We start from the raw sequence: 16,282 nt of genomic DNA, 5'->3' as shown, positions 1-16,282 counted from the left end.
AATGAACGATAGAGACGATCTACTCACGAGAATCCGACGGTTGCACAATTCGCAAACCGAGCATCACTTCGTCGCGGGCGTCACCGAGATCCAATCATCCGGCGCCTGCCTCAATGACGACGACAGGGTCGCTGTCGTCGAGGCCGCGCTGGACATGCGTATCGCGGCGGGAATCCTGGCACATCGATTCGAGAACGAATTCGCCAGAAAAATCGGACTCCGTAAGGCGCGACTCACCAACTCCGGATCGTCGGCGAACCTGCTCGCAATCACCGCATTAACCGCCCCGGAGCTGGATGATACCCGGCTGCGCCCTGGGGATGAGGTGATTACGGCTGCAGCCGGGTTCCCGACGACCGTGAACCCGATACTGCAAAACGGATTGAAACCGGTGTTCGTAGATATCAATTCCTCCACATACAACACGACACCGGAAGCCGTGGAGGCGGCAATCGGCCCGAGAACCCGTGCCGTGGTACTGGCACACACGCTCGGTAACCCGTTTCCGGTGGCAGAGATCTCCGCGTTATGCGCGGAGCACGGCATGTTCCTGGTCGAAGACAATTGCGATGCAGTCGGATCGACATATCAGTCACGCGTTACCGGCACCTTCGGCGATCTGGCCACCGTCAGCTTCTACCCGGCACACCATTTGACCACCGGTGAGGGCGGATGCGTCCTGACCAACAACCTGACAACAGCTCGCGTCGTGAAGTCTCTGCGCGATTGGGGACGCGACTGCTGGTGCGAGCCAGGCGAAAGCAACAGATGCGGAAAGAGATTCAATCAACAGCAAGGCCGCCTTCCCTACGGATACGACCACAAGTACATCTATTCGCATATCGGCTACAACCTGAAGACAACAGATATCCAGGCTGCGCTCGGGCTCTCCCAGCTGGCCAGACTAGACGATTTCTGCGCCCGCCGGCGTCATAACTGGCGTCGGCTTCGCGAAGGCCTGGACGGGATCGACCATCTCCGCCTGCCGGAACCAACCCCCGACAGCGATCCGAGCTGGTTCGGATTTGCCCTGACGGTACTGCCGGACGCCCCTTTCGGCCGTATCGACATCGTCAACTTCCTCGAAGGCCGCAAAATAGCGACACGTGGCCTCTTCGCCGGAAATCTCCTCCGCCATCCGGCGTACTCGAACATCGAGTGCCGTATTTCCGGAAGCTTGGCGGCCAGCGACTACGTCGCCGACAATACCTTTTGGGTCGGGGTGTATCCGGGCATATCCGACGAGATGACCGACTACATGGTCGCCTCGGTCCGGGAGTACGTTTCCGGCTACCGACGCTCCCAGGTCCGGCTCGTGGAGACCTCGCCCGAGGGCAAGCGGTGAACAGGCTGGTGGTCACCGGTGCGAACGGACTGCTCGGCAGCGGGATAACGAGGGCGACAAGCCCATTTCGTCGTGCCGGTCGGCAGGTGCTCGGGTTCGGATCGAAAGAACTCGACATCACCGATGCAGCGGCGCTGAACGACACCGTCGGCCCCGGCGATGTAGTCATCAACTGCGCGGCGTACACCGGCGTAGACGCCGCCGAGACCGAAGCCGATAAGGCGTTCGCGATCAACGGGGTCGGCCCGGGACTGGTGGCCCGAGCCTGCGCGAACAAGGGAGCGCGACTGCTGCATATCTCGACCGCATATGTGTTCGACGGGTCGTCGTCAAGTCCGTGGGAGACCTGGTCACCGACCGCCCCGTCGAGCGTGTACGGAAAATCCAAGTTGGCAGGTGAGGAGGCCGCCCGAGCAGCGTTGCCCGATGCGCGGATCGTCCGCACCATGTGGCTGTACTCGGGGACCGACCGGGATTTCCCGGCCGCACTCGTGCGGAGATGCTCCCGGGGCGAGCACGTCGCGGTCGTCACCGACCAGATCGCGTCCCCAACCTACGTCGACGATCTCGTATCCGCTCTGTTCGACCTCGTCGCGCACCCGAATCCACCGCGCCTGCTCCACGCGACCGGCGGCGGCGCCGTATCCAAATACCGATTCGCTCGTGCGATTATCGAAGCGGCGGGACTCGATGCGGACCTGTTACGGCCCTGCCGGACATCGGATTACCGAGATGCCGCAACCCGGCCCCGGAATGCCGTTCTGTCGAATTCATCGTGGATCGACTGCGGCCTTACGCCGCTACCACACTGGCGTGACGGACTACGTCGCGCTGTCAGGGCTGCAGTTCGGGACATCCGGTCGTGAACGGAGCGAACCGGTGACACAGCGCGTGATGTCCACGTACCTACGGCTGGGGTGGTTTCGGCCGCGCGGGTATCCGGAGTGGGCCATCCGATCAGCAATGGAATCGAACCGATCATGACATCGACGCCTCGAATTACCACCGGCCAGGTGACCAGGCCGGGCCAAGGGATCGCCCGGATCTGCAAATGGTTCTTTCTCGCCCGATCTGGGCCTCGCGAACTAACCGACAACGACCATTACTTGCGGCTTCCTGAACAGTGCCATGTCGAAAGACAGCTGCGTGTGGCGGCGATTCCACCTCGGGCGGAGTTCCTCCACTCCTTGCGGCCTCTTCGAGCAGGTCGGGTGAACTGGGGCTCTCGCTTCCTCGGGAGCGCGGCGACGAACGGGAAATCCTCATCTACATCAACGGAACCGCGGCTTGGGAACGGGTGCGGCTATCTGCCGCGCAATCCGACGAGAGTCTCGCATTCTTCGTGAATTCCACGACTTGACTGCCGAGCATCCCATATCCGGTGACTCCCAGGCGGTCTGCCACAAACACCTCTCACCCAAGAACACGGTCTACCTCGACGGCGCCAGTGGGCCGCGGCCCGTCGCCTTCATCGACTGGGATCTGGACTGGTCCGCGGCATCCGCGATCGGTGCAGTGAACTGGGCATTCGCCTCGCTGCCCAGATCGGACGGCACTTGTCGGCCGATCTGGGCAGGCGGTGATCGGCGGTCTACCAGCGTGCCTCAGAGCAGTGGGAGTCCCACGCGGCGGGTAGATCATCGGATAATACCGGTGCGCCGAGGATCGTGTCGTCAAGGTCAAATGCGTCCAGCAGTGCGGGCAGGTTATCGGCGAGGCTGTTGATCGCGTGGTGGAGGTGCTGCTTCGTAGCGTTGGCAGCGGTAGCGTCGACTAAACCATGGGTGAGATACCATGCGGCGTGCTGGTCGAGATAGTGCAGGGCGAAAACGTCACGCACGGCGGCAATCTCGGTGTGTTGGGAATGTTTGTCGAGCAGGTCCAAGGCATACTTGGCGCAATGGGCCTCGGCGAGGCTGAGCGCGTCCGGAATGACTGCCAACCGATCCGCGAGCGCGGGAGTGGACAGATGCGGCTGTGCCTCTTGCGCGATCGTCAGAACGCGGGCGCTGAGCAAGCGTGCGCGGTCGTGGGGGTCGGAGGGGTCGTGTAGTACGGGTTCTGGTGGCGGGGTACCGGCAAGTTGTTTGGCCAGTATTCGGCCGGCGACCGAACCGAGGACGTCGCAGTCGCCCTCTCCGGTGATGGCGGCATGGCAGACGCCGAGGTAGTCGGCGACCCGGTTGGCGCTGAACATGCCTTGTGCACCCATTTTTATCCGGCAGTGGGTGATCGTGTCCAGTGCATGCAGCTGAATGAAGTGCTTGGCCAACATCACTGTGACGACGGTGTCGGGGTCGGTGAGATCGCTGCCGGCAAGGAATGTCTTGATCGCGTTGCCGTAGACGGTGCGGGCCACAGTGCCTGCGAGGTCGGTGAGCAGGGTGTCTCGCACATGTGGAATGTCGAGCATGAGCGGTCGGTCGACACTTGTCATCGGCACTTCCCGGCCTGCGGCGTAGCGCAAGGCGATGTAGAGCGCGGCGCGGGCCGCAGAGTTCAGGCACGACGACAGCGCCATTCGCCCGACGGTCAGCTGGCTGGTGACCGATGGGAATGCCCGCTGCCGACTGTTCTCGTCGCGCCAGGTCAGCACACCGTTGTCATCGATGGTGGCCAGGCCATTGCTCAGCCAGGCGTTGCGCTCGACCTGGAGGTGGTCGAAGCTGATGACCGCGTTGTCCATGATGACCAGGGGCTGACGGCCGAGCTGGATGATTGTAACGCCGGGGCATGGATCGCCGTTGGCATCGCGCAGCCGCGCCGTGAACAGGTGCACGCCATGATCGGTGCCTGCCCCGTCGATCAGCCGCGCGGCGATGACGCAGACCCGTGAAACCGGGATGCCGACGCTGGGCATGAATTTCCGCGCCCGCGAATTCGGTGTGTTGAGCACAAACCCGTCACCGTCCCAGGTCGCGGTGGTCTGCATGAATCCGATATTGGAACCGCACCCGTACTCGGTCAGCAGCATGTTCCCGATGCTGGAACCGTCATCCAGGTCCTGCAGGTACGGCGCCGCAGAGTCGGGATCGGTCAGGGTGGCCAAACTGCCCGAGGCCAAATTGTAGTGTCCGGAGATCAGCGGAACCAGGTCCGTCGCGAGCACTGCCGACCAGTCGAACACGGCGAACAGGCTGGGTAGATCGGTCGCGACAGCGCTGGAGGTGCCGAGCTCGCCAACCAGATAGCGCAACTGCTTGTACGCGTTGAGGCGCCGCTGCTCTTGGCTCTGCTTCTCCGTGATGACGAAGTCCGGGTTGGTCAGAGCCTTCTGCAAATGCTGATGAACCTCCGGGCTACCGTGCCGAAGCAGATCGGTCAGCGATGTGCCCTCTTTTGTCTGCCTCTTTCGGAGCAGGCCGAAAAGTACCGCATCCAGCTTGCCCCGCAACCCATTCCGCGCATCCTCCGCAAGTGTCATCCCCACAGTTGCACTCTCGCTTGAATTCATAGCCACTTGCGTCAACCTTCCACTCCGTGATCCGTGCGTTCCGCTCGGCCACGCACGCGATCACTCAGCCCACAACACCACCAGGTCAGCAAACTCGTCATAGTCGGCGAGAACACGAAACACAGTGTCCCACAGCATGTTGACTCACCGTATGGGTTCGTGGCGGCCGTCCTGTGGCTGGCGCCCGAGCGTCTTGGAGTACTCCTACCGCACCTGGGCCTTCGACAAGGGCCAGGCAAACGCACGCACACCGTGCCGAGTCGGATGACGAGCTGCGCGCCTGATCTCCAGCGGAGCACGACACCAATGGGTCCCGTTTCCGCGCGGATTCCTGCGTGCCGCCGGGTCGGTCTCGACGCGCCACCGCGACCGGGCCGCCGTCGACGGCAGGGCGTACTGGGCCAAGCCGCGCACCGACGAGTGGCCCGACGTCGTCATCAGCATTGGCGTCGGTTGAAGCAGGACGTCCAGTCCTCCGATCACACCGCCATTGACGGCCTGCAGGAGTAGCGGAGGGATTGCTTCAGGTGGCACGGACAACGCCCGACTGGCAGTTCTATGAATCGGACGTCTTCATCATGTCCAGTATTCTGGGTTGCCATTGGTAAAACCAACTAAATTTGTAGGACTCTCCATGGGGCGACGAGGTGGCGGAATAGGTGAATCGACGGTCGGTCGTACTGAATGGAACTTTGTCGACGAGTTGCTCGAAGCGCGGGTCGATCCGGACTGGGAGCGTTGTCGGGTCCGGTGTTATCACGGGGAAACAGAGGCGCTCGATCCGAGGAGATTCCCAGCTGATGGTGGCGTAAATATCGAATGCTTTCTCGGTGAGCGAGAGGAATTGATCGCTCGGTTCCGGAAGCCCGGCTTCTCGGTGCAGCGACACGATGGCACGGGGTTCGAAACAGTCGGCCGGCAGTCCGGGGAAGTACACGTTCATCGTCTTGTCGTGGTAGTCGATGCCGAGCAAGCCGACTTTGTCCTCCAAGCCGTGACGAGCGAACATGCGGGCGTGGTCGGCGAGACTGGGCGGCATGGACGGGAGTGCGGCAAGCTCCGATACCTTTTGCACGCCATCGGCAGGAAAGAACAGCCAGATCTTTTTGAAGCCGCCGACTACACCGATGTCGATCCCGTAGCTGTCGATGGGGCACTGTTTTCGGACCTGGTCCAGCAGAGTGCCAACCGGATGATCGGTCTCGGGAATCAGTTTGTTCGAAAGGGCGATGTGGTACGGATCGGCGTCTCTCGGCAGCGTCAAAAAACGGTAGTCCAGGTCTCCCGAGCGGCGGGCGTCGGTGACCACTCTGAAAGAGATCACGGAATGCGTGAGCATCGTGCCGTATGCGGTCAGAGTGGACCAGACAGTGTCTCGCACGCAGGGGACGTTCAATAGCCGCGCGGAATTCTCAATGGCAGCATAGAGATCGTCCAGCTCGGATTCGGTGGTGGTGACCATACGTCCTTCCAGAGATGAGTGCTACGAACAACGTCGCGGTCTCGCCGACCCGGTCGGCCAGACAGCACGTCAGGTCCGGCAGAGTCGAATGCGCAACGCGGACAGCACTCTACGCTGCGACGTAGCCGTTGGCTTTCAGTCGACTGACTTGGAAGTGGGAGTCATATCTCGATGTTGTGCCGATAGATCGCGCCGGTCATGCGGCGTCGATGGCCACGACACCCGGCGGATGCCCGTGACGGCGCGGGCAGCGGTCTCGGCGTTTCCGAGCCGTCGACGCTGCTGGTGACCTGGTCTAGTAGGTCGATGTCCTGGCGGCACCAGCGCGCGAAATCGCCCGCATCGCGCCGAAGTGTGTGCCGCGACTCGTCGGCGCGCAACGCGGTCCACCCGGCGATGGTGTCGGTCATCGCCCGGCGGATCGGGTCGGTCGGGCCCGCGGGCGCGAGATAGCCGCACTTCCGGTTTGGTCGATGCCCATCTGCACACGTGGCAGACCGGTCTGCGGTCCGTCGGGGCGGATTGGACGCTTTTCGGCTACATCATGAACGTGCACGGCAGCGCGGCCGGCCACTTCACGGCCGAGGACGTGGGGATCGGCGTCGAGACCGGGGCGTTGAGCCAGATCGATTGTGGGAAACGACAATCGGCGACTGGTGCCACAACAATTCCACTTTCGAGCACACTATGCGGCGGTCGAGGGGTTGCGGCGGTCCGGTATTCGCGTGATGTTCCTACACGGCACCGCCAAACGTCCGGGGCATGTGCCGCACTCGCGATCCGAGGTCGGACGGCTTCTCGACGGCCCGTTCGCGGAACGGAACGGGTTGCTGACCCTCGGTATGGCCGTCCTCGGACCCGGCTACTGCGACCCCGACGTCGCGATCGCCGATTTCCGGCTCGCCGCCGAATACGGCACGGTACTCCGTTACACTGACGAACTCGAGTCGCCGGACGCCGACAGGAACAGGTTCGAGTACGCAGGAATGTCCGCGATGTCGTTGCGCACGTTCGCGGATCGGAGTACGCCCGCCTTGCGGAGGATGGCGACGAGACGCTCAGCCTCGCCCCATTCGATACCTGCCTCGGTCGAGAGGGCCGCAATGGCCCGGCCGTCGAAGTCCGTGTTTTCACTCATGGTGTTGATCCTCCTCGGTGATGGGTGGAACCCGAGCCGCCGCCACAGCTCGTCGAACGGCGTGAACCTCCAAGAGCCCCTCGCCAACGGCTGCAAGCTCTCCGAACGTCGAGTATTCGGTGTGCAGGTGGTCATGTCGCCGCGCGCCCTCGCCTGCTCGAACACGTGCCGAGTACATGCGCCCCGGCGACACCCTGGTGGTGCGGTCCCTGGACCGGCTCGGCCGAGCCCTCCAGGACCTTATCGCGATCGGCGCCGGACTCCGCAAGCGCGGCATCGGATTAGGCTCCCTGTACGAGGCACTCGACACCACCCGGGCTGGCTTAGGAAAGCACGAAACCCGCGCCGTGGCGCGGGTTTCTGGCTTGTCGGCTCCTAGATGGCGCGGACGCTCTGGGCCTGTGGGCCCTTCTGGCCCTGGCCGATCTCGAACTCGACACGCTGCCCCTCGTCGAGGGACTTGAAGCCGGAGCCGGAAATCTCGGAGTAATGGACGAAAACGTCGGGACCGCCCTCATCTTGGGCGATGAACCCGAAGCCCTTTTCGCCGTTGAACCACTTCACACTGCCTTGCGACATACTTTTGTTTTACTTCCTGTTGCGAGCCGAGTGATCACTTCAACAACCCGTGCTCATCACACAGCATGCCACACTTCCACGTGTCAGCCGGAAACGGCACGGTCAATCGTGCCGCCGAGGCCGCCGTGTTCAGTCCTGCTGCCCGTATTCGGCGTTGAGTTCGCGGGCTTCGGACAGCTGGTCTTCGAGGACGATGATCCGGCACGCCGCGTCCAGAGGGGTGCCTTGATCAACGAGTTCACGGGCACGCGCGGCCAGACGCAACTGGTAACGGGAGTAGCGGCGATGCCCGCCCGGTGATCGTTGCGGGGTGATCAGTTTTGCCTCATCGAGGCTGCGCAGGAACGCTTGGGTCGTGCCCAGCATGTCCGCGGCCCGCCCCATCGTGTACGCGGGGTAGTCGTCATCATCGAACTTCTCATTCGCGGTCGTGTGTTCAGGAATCGTTGTGCCTCCATGCGACGAGTGCCCCGGTGCCGTACGGCACCGGGGCACTGAGGGGAATTACTACCAATCTTCCGACATGTCACCGACAATTCGGTCGTCGCTCCACCATGCGTACTCGTAGGCGACGTGACGGCAGGCAACTCCTCCCTTCTCTTCAACTGCGCTACTTCATCTTTCATACATTCGGCGACCTGGAACCGGCAGACTTCGCGGTTCCGCGTTCACGACCGCCGTTTTCAGCTTCACGGGCAGTTCGTCATCTCCCGTGCCATCCAGACTTCTTCCTCTTCTGACTCGATAGAAGCTACCTCAGTCCTTGCTCAATGTCTACTGTGACTACGGCAGATTTTCGTGTCGGTAGAACGCCGGGGAACCCGCCTAGCAGTACGCGTGGGTGTCCAGATAAGGAATCAGTCGTTCCGCCGGTTCAGCGGGCCATTCGGCGACGATGTAGTGGTGGTCGCCTGTGCGGTGATGGGCGATGAGAGTGCCATCGAGGTCGGTGCCCAATCGCAGATCTTCGCGCGCGCCGATTCCCAGAAGCGTTGCCGCAGGATGCCGTGACGGCGCGTCTGTCGTGTGGTGGGTAGTTCCAATCGGATCTGGATATGTTCCGCGCCAACGGGTGTGTTCATCGAGTGCAGCAGTGACGGGGGGCGAACACGGTGCTGGCCAGCCCACCGGCGAGGGTGAGGATCATCAGCGCGATCACCCGGTCGGCACCCATCAGCGGGTCGACGCCGCGAACGCCGGCGGACACAACACCGCCCCCGTCAGGGCACCGGCCGCCACCCAGCCGCCGTAGAACACCCTCAGATTCGGTGCGACCGCGACTACCGGCAGCGCCACCACCGCGACGACCGAACCGCGGTCATCACCAGCCGCGGCGCGATCCGGTCCAGTACCCGCCCGACCGGGATACCGGTGAGCGCGGTCGCGAGCTGGCCGACCGAGAACGCCGTGGTGATCACCGGCGCCGACCATCCGGTGTCGCCGGTGATCGACACCGGAAACGCGTAATACAAGATCCCGCAATTAGAGATCTGGGTCAGGCGCGGCACCGCCAGCACCCGGCGGCGCCGCGCCCGCGGCAATCCGATTGCGCGGGCGCGGTATCGGCATCACTCACTCCAGGGCCCGGGCCCTACCGGGCGGTCGGCGCGCAGCACGCGACCCCGGTCTCCGGCTCGGGCTCGGTTTCGCCGCGGCCGTCGGTGCCGCAGCAGGCCTGTACCGCCTGCCTGCCACTCATCCCGGTCAGTTCTGGGGCGGTGCCGAAGCGGTCGGTATCGGCCAGCACGGTGTAGACCTCCCACCGCTCCGCGTTGGGGCCGGTGACCCACACCTTGTCCTGGGTCGCGAAGCAACACGTCGTTGCCATCTGCTCCTCGGTGAACAAACCGGCCTGTGACAACCGGGCGATCTCGGCATGCACCTTTTCTGACGAATCCACCTCTACCCCGAGGTGGTTCACGCTGCCGCCGTGGCCAGGGTTCTCGATGAGCACCAGCTTCAACGGCGGCTCGGCTACCGCGAAATTCGCATATCCCGGCTTGCGTTTTGCCGGCTCCACACCGAACAGGGTCGAGTAGAACCCGATCGCCTGCTCCAGATCATCCACATTGAGAGCGAGCTGAACACGAGACATCATGACCTCCACCTGTGTTACATATATCGAATAGCTGACGGAACCGAGTGTGCCACCTTTTCGACATATGTCAATCCTTTCGGTAGGATCGGGTCCATGCCAAAAGCACTGCCCGTCATCGATATGTCCACCCCTGTCTGCTGCGCGCCAGTGGCGGCCGGACCGGTCGACGACGACGCGGCACTGCACGTCGCGCTGCGCCTGAAAGCGCTCGCCGACCCGGTCCGGGTGAAGCTGATGTCACTGCTGCTGGCCAGTCCGGACAGCGGCGAAAACGGAGGTGATCTCGCCGCCGTGGTCGGACTATCCGAATCCACGGTCAGCCACCACCTCACCCAACTCCGCAAAGCAGGGCTGGTCAGCTCCGAACGCCACGGCATGAACGTCATCCACCGTGCCCACCGTGACGCACTCGCGGCACTCTGCGTCGTCCTCGACCCCAACTGCTGCCGCTGAACCTGCATTCATATCTCGACACCCGAACCGGCTGCAGTTATCGCCTGTTCGTCAGGATGAGGTGTGGCGGCAGTGGCGGGCCCCTTGCTTACGACTGAGCCCGAGATTTGGGTGTCCTGGCTGTTGATCTGTCGTCCATCAGGCGGTTTCACCACCTTGGTGCCGACCGGGCGGGCAAGGACCTCATAGGAGCGGACCTCACCAGAAGAATTGGGAGTGTCCGGTAAGTAGCCGATGAGTGGGTGTGTGCGTAGCGCACCGCATCGGCTGTGAAGCCAGCGCGTGGCTGTTCATTCGATCTTGAAAAATAGCGCATCGTGGTCCGCGTCCCTGGTGGAGCGCGGTAGCTCGACGTCACCGACCCCGCCGCCGAGAAGGCTGTGAAGGCGGCCGTCGACCGGTTCGGTCGCATCGACGTGCTGGTCGACAACGCCGGTAGCTTCTATGCAGGGTTTTTCGAGGAGATCAGCCCCGCGGATTACCGACAGGTGCCCTTCTGGGTGATCGGCGGGCACGGCGCTGGCATGTCCCCCGTGCCGGGCAGCGTCGCCTGGGTGGATTGGGCGCCCGCGGTGGCAGCCGTCCGGGCAGCCGTCACTGAGGCAGCGGATGGTACCGGGATGCGGGCGATGGGCGGTTGCCGCCGTTCAGCACGGCGGTTTCGGCGGCCAGCAGTGCGTCCAGTGCATTGGCGGCGTTATTCAGGCCGGGAACGCAAATCGTCTCACCGAGCCGGACACCGGCCAAGCTGGCAGCGGCAACGTCCTCCGGGCGCATGGCGATCGGGACGTGCTGACCGGCGCCGTCGTTGAACTCCGTGGCCACCACTCCGGGGCACACCACTTGCGTGCGGATGGAGGTCTCGGCCAGTTCGTGGGCGAGGGTTCGGGTGAAGGCGACGATGGCGGCTTTCGCCGCGGTGTAGAGGGTGCGGTGCGGCATCCGCGGATCGGTCTGACCGCCACTGAATGCCAACAGCGACGCCACGGTGATGAGGGTGCCCTCACCGGCAGCGAGCATCCCGGGCAGGGCGGCGCGGACCAGCTGGATGGGGGACACAGCGTTCAGAGTGAGCGACCGATCCACCGCTGCGGGGTCGACCTGCGTGAGTGGTGCATATCCACCGGCGCCGGCGTTGCTGATCAACCGTCGGACATCCCCGGCTGCCAGCCGGTCGGTCACGGCTGCCAGCCCCTCCGGCGTGCTCAGGTCGGCGGGGAGCACCTCCACTGCAGCGCCACCGGCGCGCAGGTCGGTGGCCAGGTCGTTGAGCCGATCGGCGCGGCGAGCGACCAGCACGAAGTCGCAGTCGTCGGCGAGCAACCGGGCGTAGGCGGCGCCGATGCCGGAGGAGGCACCTGTGATCAATGCGAGGGGTCGAGGCATGCATCCATCCTGTATCAATCGTCTGTTATGTGTCAAACGTTTGATAAGCATTCGACGTAATATCCTCATCGGGTGGACCAGAACAGTGTTGAGCCGGCGGATCCCACGCTGAGCAGGCGGGTGACGTGGGCATTGCGGCGGGCGGAGATCGCGGTGCAGGCTGTCAAAGAGCAGGGGTTGCGCCCGTTGGGCATGGCCGTGGCGCACTACTCGTTGCTGATGTCCGTCCACGTCGACCCGGGCCTGACCGGTGCGGAACTGGCTCGCCGCCTGGGCGTCACGCCGCAGGCCGTCGCGTCGCTGGTCGCTCGGCTGGAGCAGCGGGGTCACCTGGAGCGCCGCCCGCATCCCCGGCACGGTCATGTGCAGGAGCTGCACCTGACCGATGCCGGACGGGCGGCGCTGCGCTCGGCGGACCGGGTGATCACCGAGATCGAGCAGCGGATCACGCAGGAACTCGGCGACGACAGCACGCGGCTGGTCGCCCTCCTCGAGCGCGTGATCGACGCGGTTCCCGACGGGCGTGCGCGCGATCCCGGGATGTCCGCCGATCGGTGAGTGGTCGCACCGATCGGCGCCACCGCGCAGGCCGCTGTGGCGCACCACCAGGAGCCGATATGGGCCCGGGCATTCCGGTGGCTCGCGGACGAGCGTCGCGCACTCAGTCCATTACCGGTCGGCTCACGGTCCGCTTGTTGACCTTGACCTCGCGGATGTCGCTGCCGGTCTCGGCGATACCGAAACTGATGATGTGCATCGCCGATTGCCTCGCCTTCGCCACGGATCTCCACGTACCGCGGCGGCCGCGGCCGTAACGGGCGAAGTCGTCGCGCTGGTGCCCATACTGCTGGCCAGTTCCGGCCCGCTGACCCTGCGGGTCGCGGCCGAATTCGCCGACTCCGCCCTCCCGCTACTCACCGGGGCCGAACACGCTGGCGGACTTCACAATCCCCACACTGGCCCGACACGCTGCGGCAGCCGGTCGACCGACGCCCCGGGTGGTCGGCATGGTGGGGGCCCGTAGCCACCGCCGACGTGGCACGCGCACGCGACCGCGCGGCGCAGCAGATGGACAGATACAGCGAGATGCCGGCATATCGGGCGCTGCTGGACCGGGAGAACATATCCGACCCGGTGGAACTGGCCGTGATCGGCGACGAGCAGATTATGGCCGACGCAGTGGCTCGCTATGCCGAGGCCGGCGCCGACGAGCTGATCTTCGCACTTACCGCTCTGGGATCGGCACGTGATGAGGAGCGAACCTGGGCGTTGCTCGGCGAACTGAGCAGGACCGGACGCGACTGAAGACGAGCTGAAAACAGGGCAACCAGGCTGACGTGAACGGATACACGAAGTCGGTAGCGGCAGTGTCGTCAGCCATGCCCGGCTGCGGAGGTCACAGCGGGTATCCCATCGCGCGGCGCCTGCGGGGGTTTCCACAGCTGCCCGCCGGGCCGTGCGGCTTCACGTGTGGGTTGCGCAGCCGCCCGACGTGAATGAACCACTCGCCCAACGGCCATCGACCGGCATGGCACCAGCTCACATGGTATGGACGGCACAATCGTCTGCTGGGTCCATCGCTCCAACGGGCGCACCCGGGAAATTCGCAGTCCGTCTCGACCGAGCCGCGCGGCGGGCTGTAGAGCGTGCGTGACAGCCAGGCATCGAGATCCGGTCCGGCCGCGATGCATCTACGCGTTAGCGTGACGGTGGCACGACATGTGCGCCACGGCAGCCAGCGTGGTGGCCGCGGCCCGACCATTGCCGCGGGTAGATCCTGCGACCAGGGCGATACGGCCGTCGAGACGGATAGACATGGATCGGTGCACGGATTCAACTGTTAGCGGCTGAGGGTTCGTCGATCACGGTCATCGGTCGAGGAGTTGGCGTGACAGCGCTTGCCCCCACCAGTGTTCGATCTGATCCGGTGGCCAGCCGCGCTCGTGGATGAGGATGGTGTAGACGTCGATGTTGCACAGTGCGGCGTAGACGTCGACGGCGGTGGCCAAGTCCACGCCGGGGCGAAGGGTGCCCGCGGGCCAGGAAGAGAACACCTCGACACGGGTCTGGTCGGCGGCGCGGCGTACTTGCTCGTAGATGGTGGCGAGGTCGGCTTCGGTGCGGCCGGCTTCGCGGACCAACGTAATCAGGTCGCCGGAGCGTTCGAAGAGTCTGCGGTCGTAACCGGCCATCGCGGCGAGTTGCTTCTCGGGGGTCGGGGCTGCACCGAGGTCGGCGAGCAGCCGTTCCGGGTCGGCCGGCAGATCGGCCGCGTCCACCAGAGCCCATACCAGGCCGGTCTTGTTTCCGTACGCGGCGTAGACCGTCGGTACCGATACATTCGCCTCGCGCGCCACCTCCCGCACGGTCGTCGACGCCCATCCTTGGGAGATGAACAGGCGACGAGCCGCTTCCGCTATGTCGGCGCGGGTGCGGTGCGCCTGGGCTTGGCGCCGGAGGTTGTCGTAGCCACGCCGCGGGGGCGACTCACTCACTTGCACCTTCGATCTTTTGCTGCATATATTGAAAATATCATACGTAAAGTCAATCGAGAGGATGTCTGTCGTGACTGTTTCGGATGGGGCGGGACTGGGTGGGCTCGGGTTTGTGCTCACAGCCCTGGTGGTCAACCTGCTCTACGTCCGCGCGCGGCTTCCGCTGCCGATGTCGGGCAAGGGTTTGGACGAGGTCATGGACTCGTTGACGGCAGTCGGGGTCGCAGTTCGACGCCCCTCGGTGCTCGCCCCGCTGACGTGGCTGTGCACAACGATTTTCGCCGCCGGATTGGCGGCAGTGCTGTGGGAATCCGGGCAGTCCCCCAGTGCGTGGGCGCTGATGGGATTCGGTGGCGTCCTCATGCAGAACGTCGCTTTCAGCTGCGTGGAGGCGTTGCGGTTCGGGCTGGCTTCGGCCGCCGCGCACGATCGTGGATCGACGGCGGGACTGTGGGCGCTCAGCAACGTGTTGTTCGGCTTCAACCAAGTCTTTCTCGCCACCGCACTGGTGGGATTCAGCATCGCCGGTGCCGAGACGGGGTTTCTGCCCCTCTGGCAGCAATGGCTCGGATACGGCAGCGCCGCATTACTTTTCGTCTCCTCTTCGGCCAGCTCCTATAATGCCGCCGGTACCAGCCGCACCGCGCTGATCGGGTTGGTGGGCTGGCTGGGATGGATGGTATGGATCGTCGCGTCCAGCATCGCCCTGCTGGACTATTGATAGACGCCGAAGTGGGGGGATACGAGCGATGGTGCGGACTTCCCGTTGTCCCGGCTGGCGCGCTCGGGTGTCCTTCGGCAGGTCGAACCTGCGGATAGCCTAGAAGGCTACGGTCGCGGTCGTTGACCAGAATGCGGCGTAAAGCCGAGCCGGTGCTTCCGATCTACCAGCCGGAGGTGGCCGTTGACGCGGTGGTATACGCCGCGGAGCATCCGCAGCGTCGCGAGTACATCGCTAGTCCTGGAACAGCACGAACTCGGCCCAGACGTTTCCCTCAACAGCACGATCGCCGGATGCTGCGGACCTCACTTGTTGTGTTCGTGCGTATCTCCGTGGACTAAGGGTAGGCGGTACAAGCACCTACTTCGACGAATGGAGGCGTCATGAGGGACGTCGACGACAACGTTTCTACAGGCCGAGGCCGTCTGCTTCGAATTCCGCGTAGCCGGGGAGCCCTCGGCGGACTTGCGGTGCTACTTCTGGGCGTCTGGGGTGCGCTGATCCCGTTCCTCGGACCGTACTTCAACTTTGCGTTCGCTCCTGACGAGCCATGGGTGTGGACGGCGGCGCGGGGCTGGCTCCAATTACTGCCCGGCGTCGCCGCGATCATCGGCGGATTGCTCATGTTGGCAAGCCGCAACCGTCTCGTGGCAAGCTTCGGCGGGTGGCTGGCGGTGGCGGCGGGCTTGTGGTTCGTGATCGGGCCGCTACTGGCGGACCCGCTGCGAATCGGAGATGTCGGCGATCCTGTCGCCACGTCTGACCTGAAACGTGCCGTACTACAACTGACCTACTTCTATGGTCTCGGTGCGCTGATTCTGTTTTTCGCCGCGACATCGCTCGGTCGACTGTCAGTGCGCAGCGCACGCGATATTTCCTTCGCGAGACGCGAGGTCGACGCCAGAGCCGCCGCCGGAGCAGACAGTCAACGCCGCGTGGCCGACGCGCCAGGACCTGACGAACCTGCCTCCCGCGCCGATACCGGAGCGAAGCCGCGGCTGAACAAGCCTGGGCTCCACCGCGGCTGAAACAAACCCGTTCTGGGCGGCGTGTCCGGTGGCCCGCGATCGGGCTCTCGTCGCGGTCTACGGTCAGTCCGAACAACGTGGCGCGGCACTTTTCCCGCCAATCGCATCCCCAAGTGCGACGGG

21 protein-coding genes are annotated in these 16,282 nt (G+C 64.2%); 8 read left to right on the top strand and 13 right to left on the bottom strand.

Annotated features, from left to right (window positions below):
* Position 1 precedes the first annotated feature (1 nt).
* Together rfbH and rfbD are read left to right on the top strand one after the other, a co-directional pair.
* Complete coding sequence (gene rfbH / locus OH799_RS05595) at positions 2 to 1,345, top strand: lipopolysaccharide biosynthesis protein RfbH (RefSeq protein WP_406276417.1); 1,344 nt, start codon at positions 2 to 4, stop codon at positions 1,343 to 1,345.
* A complete protein-coding gene (gene rfbD, locus OH799_RS05590; protein WP_406276415.1) occupies positions 1,342 to 2,211 on the top strand; it encodes a dTDP-4-dehydrorhamnose reductase in 870 nt (289 codons plus the stop codon). The genes rfbH and rfbD overlap by 4 nt, the downstream gene beginning before the upstream one ends.
* 725 nt (positions 2,212 to 2,936) lie before the next feature.
* Here the strand turns inward: rfbD and OH799_RS05585 are convergent.
* The 4 genes from OH799_RS05585 to OH799_RS05570 all read right to left on the bottom strand — a co-directional run bounded on the left by OH799_RS05585 (position 2,937) and on the right by OH799_RS05570 (position 7,399).
* Complete coding sequence (locus OH799_RS05585; RefSeq protein WP_406276413.1) at positions 2,937 to 4,769, bottom strand: acyl-CoA dehydrogenase; 1,833 nt, start codon at positions 4,767 to 4,769, stop codon at positions 2,937 to 2,939.
* A gap of 586 nt (positions 4,770 to 5,355) precedes the next feature.
* The gene (locus OH799_RS05580; RefSeq protein WP_406276411.1) at positions 5,356 to 6,261 is read right to left on the bottom strand and encodes an aromatic prenyltransferase; all 906 of its coding nucleotides are present in this window, start codon (positions 6,259 to 6,261) and stop codon (positions 5,356 to 5,358) included.
* Between the two features lie 161 nt (positions 6,262 to 6,422).
* Entirely contained in the window at positions 6,423 to 6,671 is a 249-nt protein-coding gene (locus OH799_RS05575) for a hypothetical protein (RefSeq protein ID WP_406276409.1), read from the bottom strand.
* 518 nt (positions 6,672 to 7,189) lie between these two features.
* Positions 7,190 to 7,399, bottom strand: coding sequence for a hypothetical protein (locus OH799_RS05570; protein ID WP_406276407.1), 210 nt, complete (start codon positions 7,397 to 7,399; stop codon positions 7,190 to 7,192).
* A gap of 176 nt (positions 7,400 to 7,575) precedes the next feature.
* Here OH799_RS05570 and OH799_RS05565 point away from each other — a divergent pair, with 176 nt between their 5' ends.
* Entirely contained in the window at positions 7,576 to 7,863 is a 288-nt protein-coding gene (locus tag OH799_RS05565) for a recombinase family protein (RefSeq protein WP_406281835.1), read from the top strand.
* Here OH799_RS05565 and OH799_RS05560 read toward each other — a convergent pair.
* From OH799_RS05560 to OH799_RS05535, 6 genes are all read right to left on the bottom strand, one after another.
* Entirely contained in the window at positions 7,775 to 7,978 is a 204-nt protein-coding gene (locus OH799_RS05560; RefSeq protein ID WP_357264439.1) for a cold-shock protein, read from the bottom strand. The genes OH799_RS05565 and OH799_RS05560 overlap by 89 nt on opposite strands.
* A 129-nt stretch (positions 7,979 to 8,107) precedes the next feature.
* A complete protein-coding gene (locus tag OH799_RS05555) occupies positions 8,108 to 8,362 on the bottom strand; it encodes a MerR family transcriptional regulator (protein WP_406276405.1) in 255 nt (84 codons plus the stop codon).
* A gap of 441 nt (positions 8,363 to 8,803) precedes the next feature.
* The gene (locus OH799_RS05550; RefSeq protein WP_406276404.1) at positions 8,804 to 8,935 is read right to left on the bottom strand and encodes a hypothetical protein; all 132 of its coding nucleotides are present in this window, start codon (positions 8,933 to 8,935) and stop codon (positions 8,804 to 8,806) included.
* Positions 8,936 to 9,056: 121 nt separating this feature from the next.
* Positions 9,057 to 9,185, bottom strand: coding sequence for a hypothetical protein (locus OH799_RS05545; RefSeq protein ID WP_406276402.1), 129 nt, complete (start codon positions 9,183 to 9,185; stop codon positions 9,057 to 9,059).
* Positions 9,186 to 9,258: 73 nt separating this feature from the next.
* On the bottom strand, positions 9,259 to 9,432 hold the full coding sequence (locus tag OH799_RS05540) for a hypothetical protein (protein WP_406276400.1): 174 nt from the start codon (positions 9,430 to 9,432) through the stop codon (positions 9,259 to 9,261).
* Between the two features lie 137 nt (positions 9,433 to 9,569).
* Complete coding sequence (locus tag OH799_RS05535; protein WP_406281833.1) at positions 9,570 to 10,073, bottom strand: ArsI/CadI family heavy metal resistance metalloenzyme; 504 nt, start codon at positions 10,071 to 10,073, stop codon at positions 9,570 to 9,572.
* 96 nt (positions 10,074 to 10,169) lie between these two features.
* Here OH799_RS05535 and OH799_RS05530 point away from each other — a divergent pair, with 96 nt between their 5' ends.
* Positions 10,170 to 10,529, top strand: a complete 360-nt coding sequence (locus OH799_RS05530) for an Rv2640c family ArsR-like transcriptional regulator (RefSeq protein WP_406276398.1) — start codon at positions 10,170 to 10,172, stop codon at positions 10,527 to 10,529.
* Positions 10,530 to 10,819: 290 nt separating this feature from the next.
* On the opposite strand, the gene OH799_RS05525 is transcribed toward OH799_RS05530, so the two are convergent.
* Both OH799_RS05525 and OH799_RS05520 read right to left on the bottom strand, forming a co-directional pair.
* Positions 10,820 to 11,044: a hypothetical protein gene (locus OH799_RS05525; protein WP_406276396.1), complete on the bottom strand. Its 225-nt coding sequence runs from the start codon at positions 11,042 to 11,044 to the stop codon at positions 10,820 to 10,822.
* Positions 11,045 to 11,123: 79 nt separating this feature from the next.
* The gene (locus OH799_RS05520; RefSeq protein WP_406276394.1) at positions 11,124 to 11,915 is read right to left on the bottom strand and encodes an SDR family NAD(P)-dependent oxidoreductase; all 792 of its coding nucleotides are present in this window, start codon (positions 11,913 to 11,915) and stop codon (positions 11,124 to 11,126) included.
* 72 nt (positions 11,916 to 11,987) lie between these two features.
* Here OH799_RS05520 and OH799_RS05515 point away from each other — a divergent pair, with 72 nt between their 5' ends.
* Both OH799_RS05515 and OH799_RS05510 read left to right on the top strand, forming a co-directional pair.
* Positions 11,988 to 12,473 (top strand): MarR family winged helix-turn-helix transcriptional regulator, encoded by a 486-nt coding sequence (locus tag OH799_RS05515; protein WP_406276392.1) that lies wholly within the window; start codon positions 11,988 to 11,990, stop codon positions 12,471 to 12,473.
* Between the two features lie 477 nt (positions 12,474 to 12,950).
* Positions 12,951 to 13,220, top strand: a complete 270-nt coding sequence (locus OH799_RS05510) for a hypothetical protein (protein ID WP_406276390.1) — start codon at positions 12,951 to 12,953, stop codon at positions 13,218 to 13,220.
* A gap of 563 nt (positions 13,221 to 13,783) precedes the next feature.
* Here the strand turns inward: OH799_RS05510 and OH799_RS05505 are convergent.
* Positions 13,784 to 14,410: a TetR/AcrR family transcriptional regulator gene (locus tag OH799_RS05505; RefSeq protein WP_406276388.1), complete on the bottom strand. Its 627-nt coding sequence runs from the start codon at positions 14,408 to 14,410 to the stop codon at positions 13,784 to 13,786.
* 70 nt (positions 14,411 to 14,480) lie between these two features.
* Here OH799_RS05505 and OH799_RS05500 point away from each other — a divergent pair, with 70 nt between their 5' ends.
* Both OH799_RS05500 and OH799_RS05495 read left to right on the top strand, forming a co-directional pair.
* Complete coding sequence (locus OH799_RS05500; RefSeq protein ID WP_406276386.1) at positions 14,481 to 15,131, top strand: 2-oxoglutarate/malate transporter; 651 nt, start codon at positions 14,481 to 14,483, stop codon at positions 15,129 to 15,131.
* A 383-nt stretch (positions 15,132 to 15,514) separates the two neighbouring features.
* Positions 15,515 to 16,159, top strand: coding sequence for a hypothetical protein (locus tag OH799_RS05495; RefSeq protein ID WP_406276384.1), 645 nt, complete (start codon positions 15,515 to 15,517; stop codon positions 16,157 to 16,159).
* Positions 16,160 to 16,282 lie beyond the last annotated feature (123 nt).

The organism is Nocardia sp. NBC_00881 (assembly GCF_045207455.1).
Lineage (GTDB): Bacteria > Actinomycetota > Actinomycetes > Mycobacteriales > Mycobacteriaceae > Nocardia.
The sequence above is the reverse complement of the archived record's forward strand: the minus strand, read 5'-3'. Positions and strand labels throughout refer to the sequence as shown.

What these genes read in the sequence shown, in the direction of transcription:
- rfbH (WP_406276417.1), top strand. Translation starts at nt 2, where the DNA reads ATGAACGATAGAGACGATCTACTCACGAGAATCCGACGGTTGCACAAT.
- OH799_RS05585 (WP_406276413.1), bottom strand. Translation starts at nt 4,769, where the DNA reads ATGACACTTGCGGAGGATGCGCGGAATGGGTTGCGGGGCAAGCTGGAT.
- OH799_RS05580 (WP_406276411.1), bottom strand. Translation starts at nt 6,261, where the DNA reads ATGGTCACCACCACCGAATCCGAGCTGGACGATCTCTATGCTGCCATT.
- OH799_RS05575 (WP_406276409.1), bottom strand. Translation starts at nt 6,671, where the DNA reads ATGACCGACACCATCGCCGGGTGGACCGCGTTGCGCGCCGACGAGTCG.
- OH799_RS05570 (WP_406276407.1), bottom strand. Translation starts at nt 7,399, where the DNA reads ATGAGTGAAAACACGGACTTCGACGGCCGGGCCATTGCGGCCCTCTCG.
- OH799_RS05565 (WP_406281835.1), top strand. Translation starts at nt 7,576, where the DNA reads ATGCGCCCCGGCGACACCCTGGTGGTGCGGTCCCTGGACCGGCTCGGC.
- OH799_RS05560 (WP_357264439.1), bottom strand. Translation starts at nt 7,978, where the DNA reads ATGTCGCAAGGCAGTGTGAAGTGGTTCAACGGCGAAAAGGGCTTCGGG.
- OH799_RS05555 (WP_406276405.1), bottom strand. Translation starts at nt 8,362, where the DNA reads ATGGGGCGGGCCGCGGACATGCTGGGCACGACCCAAGCGTTCCTGCGC.
- OH799_RS05535 (WP_406281833.1), bottom strand. Translation starts at nt 10,073, where the DNA reads ATGTCTCGTGTTCAGCTCGCTCTCAATGTGGATGATCTGGAGCAGGCG.
- OH799_RS05530 (WP_406276398.1), top strand. Translation starts at nt 10,170, where the DNA reads ATGCCAAAAGCACTGCCCGTCATCGATATGTCCACCCCTGTCTGCTGC.
- OH799_RS05520 (WP_406276394.1), bottom strand. Translation starts at nt 11,915, where the DNA reads ATGCCTCGACCCCTCGCATTGATCACAGGTGCCTCCTCCGGCATCGGC.
- OH799_RS05495 (WP_406276384.1), top strand. Translation starts at nt 15,515, where the DNA reads ATGAGGGACGTCGACGACAACGTTTCTACAGGCCGAGGCCGTCTGCTT.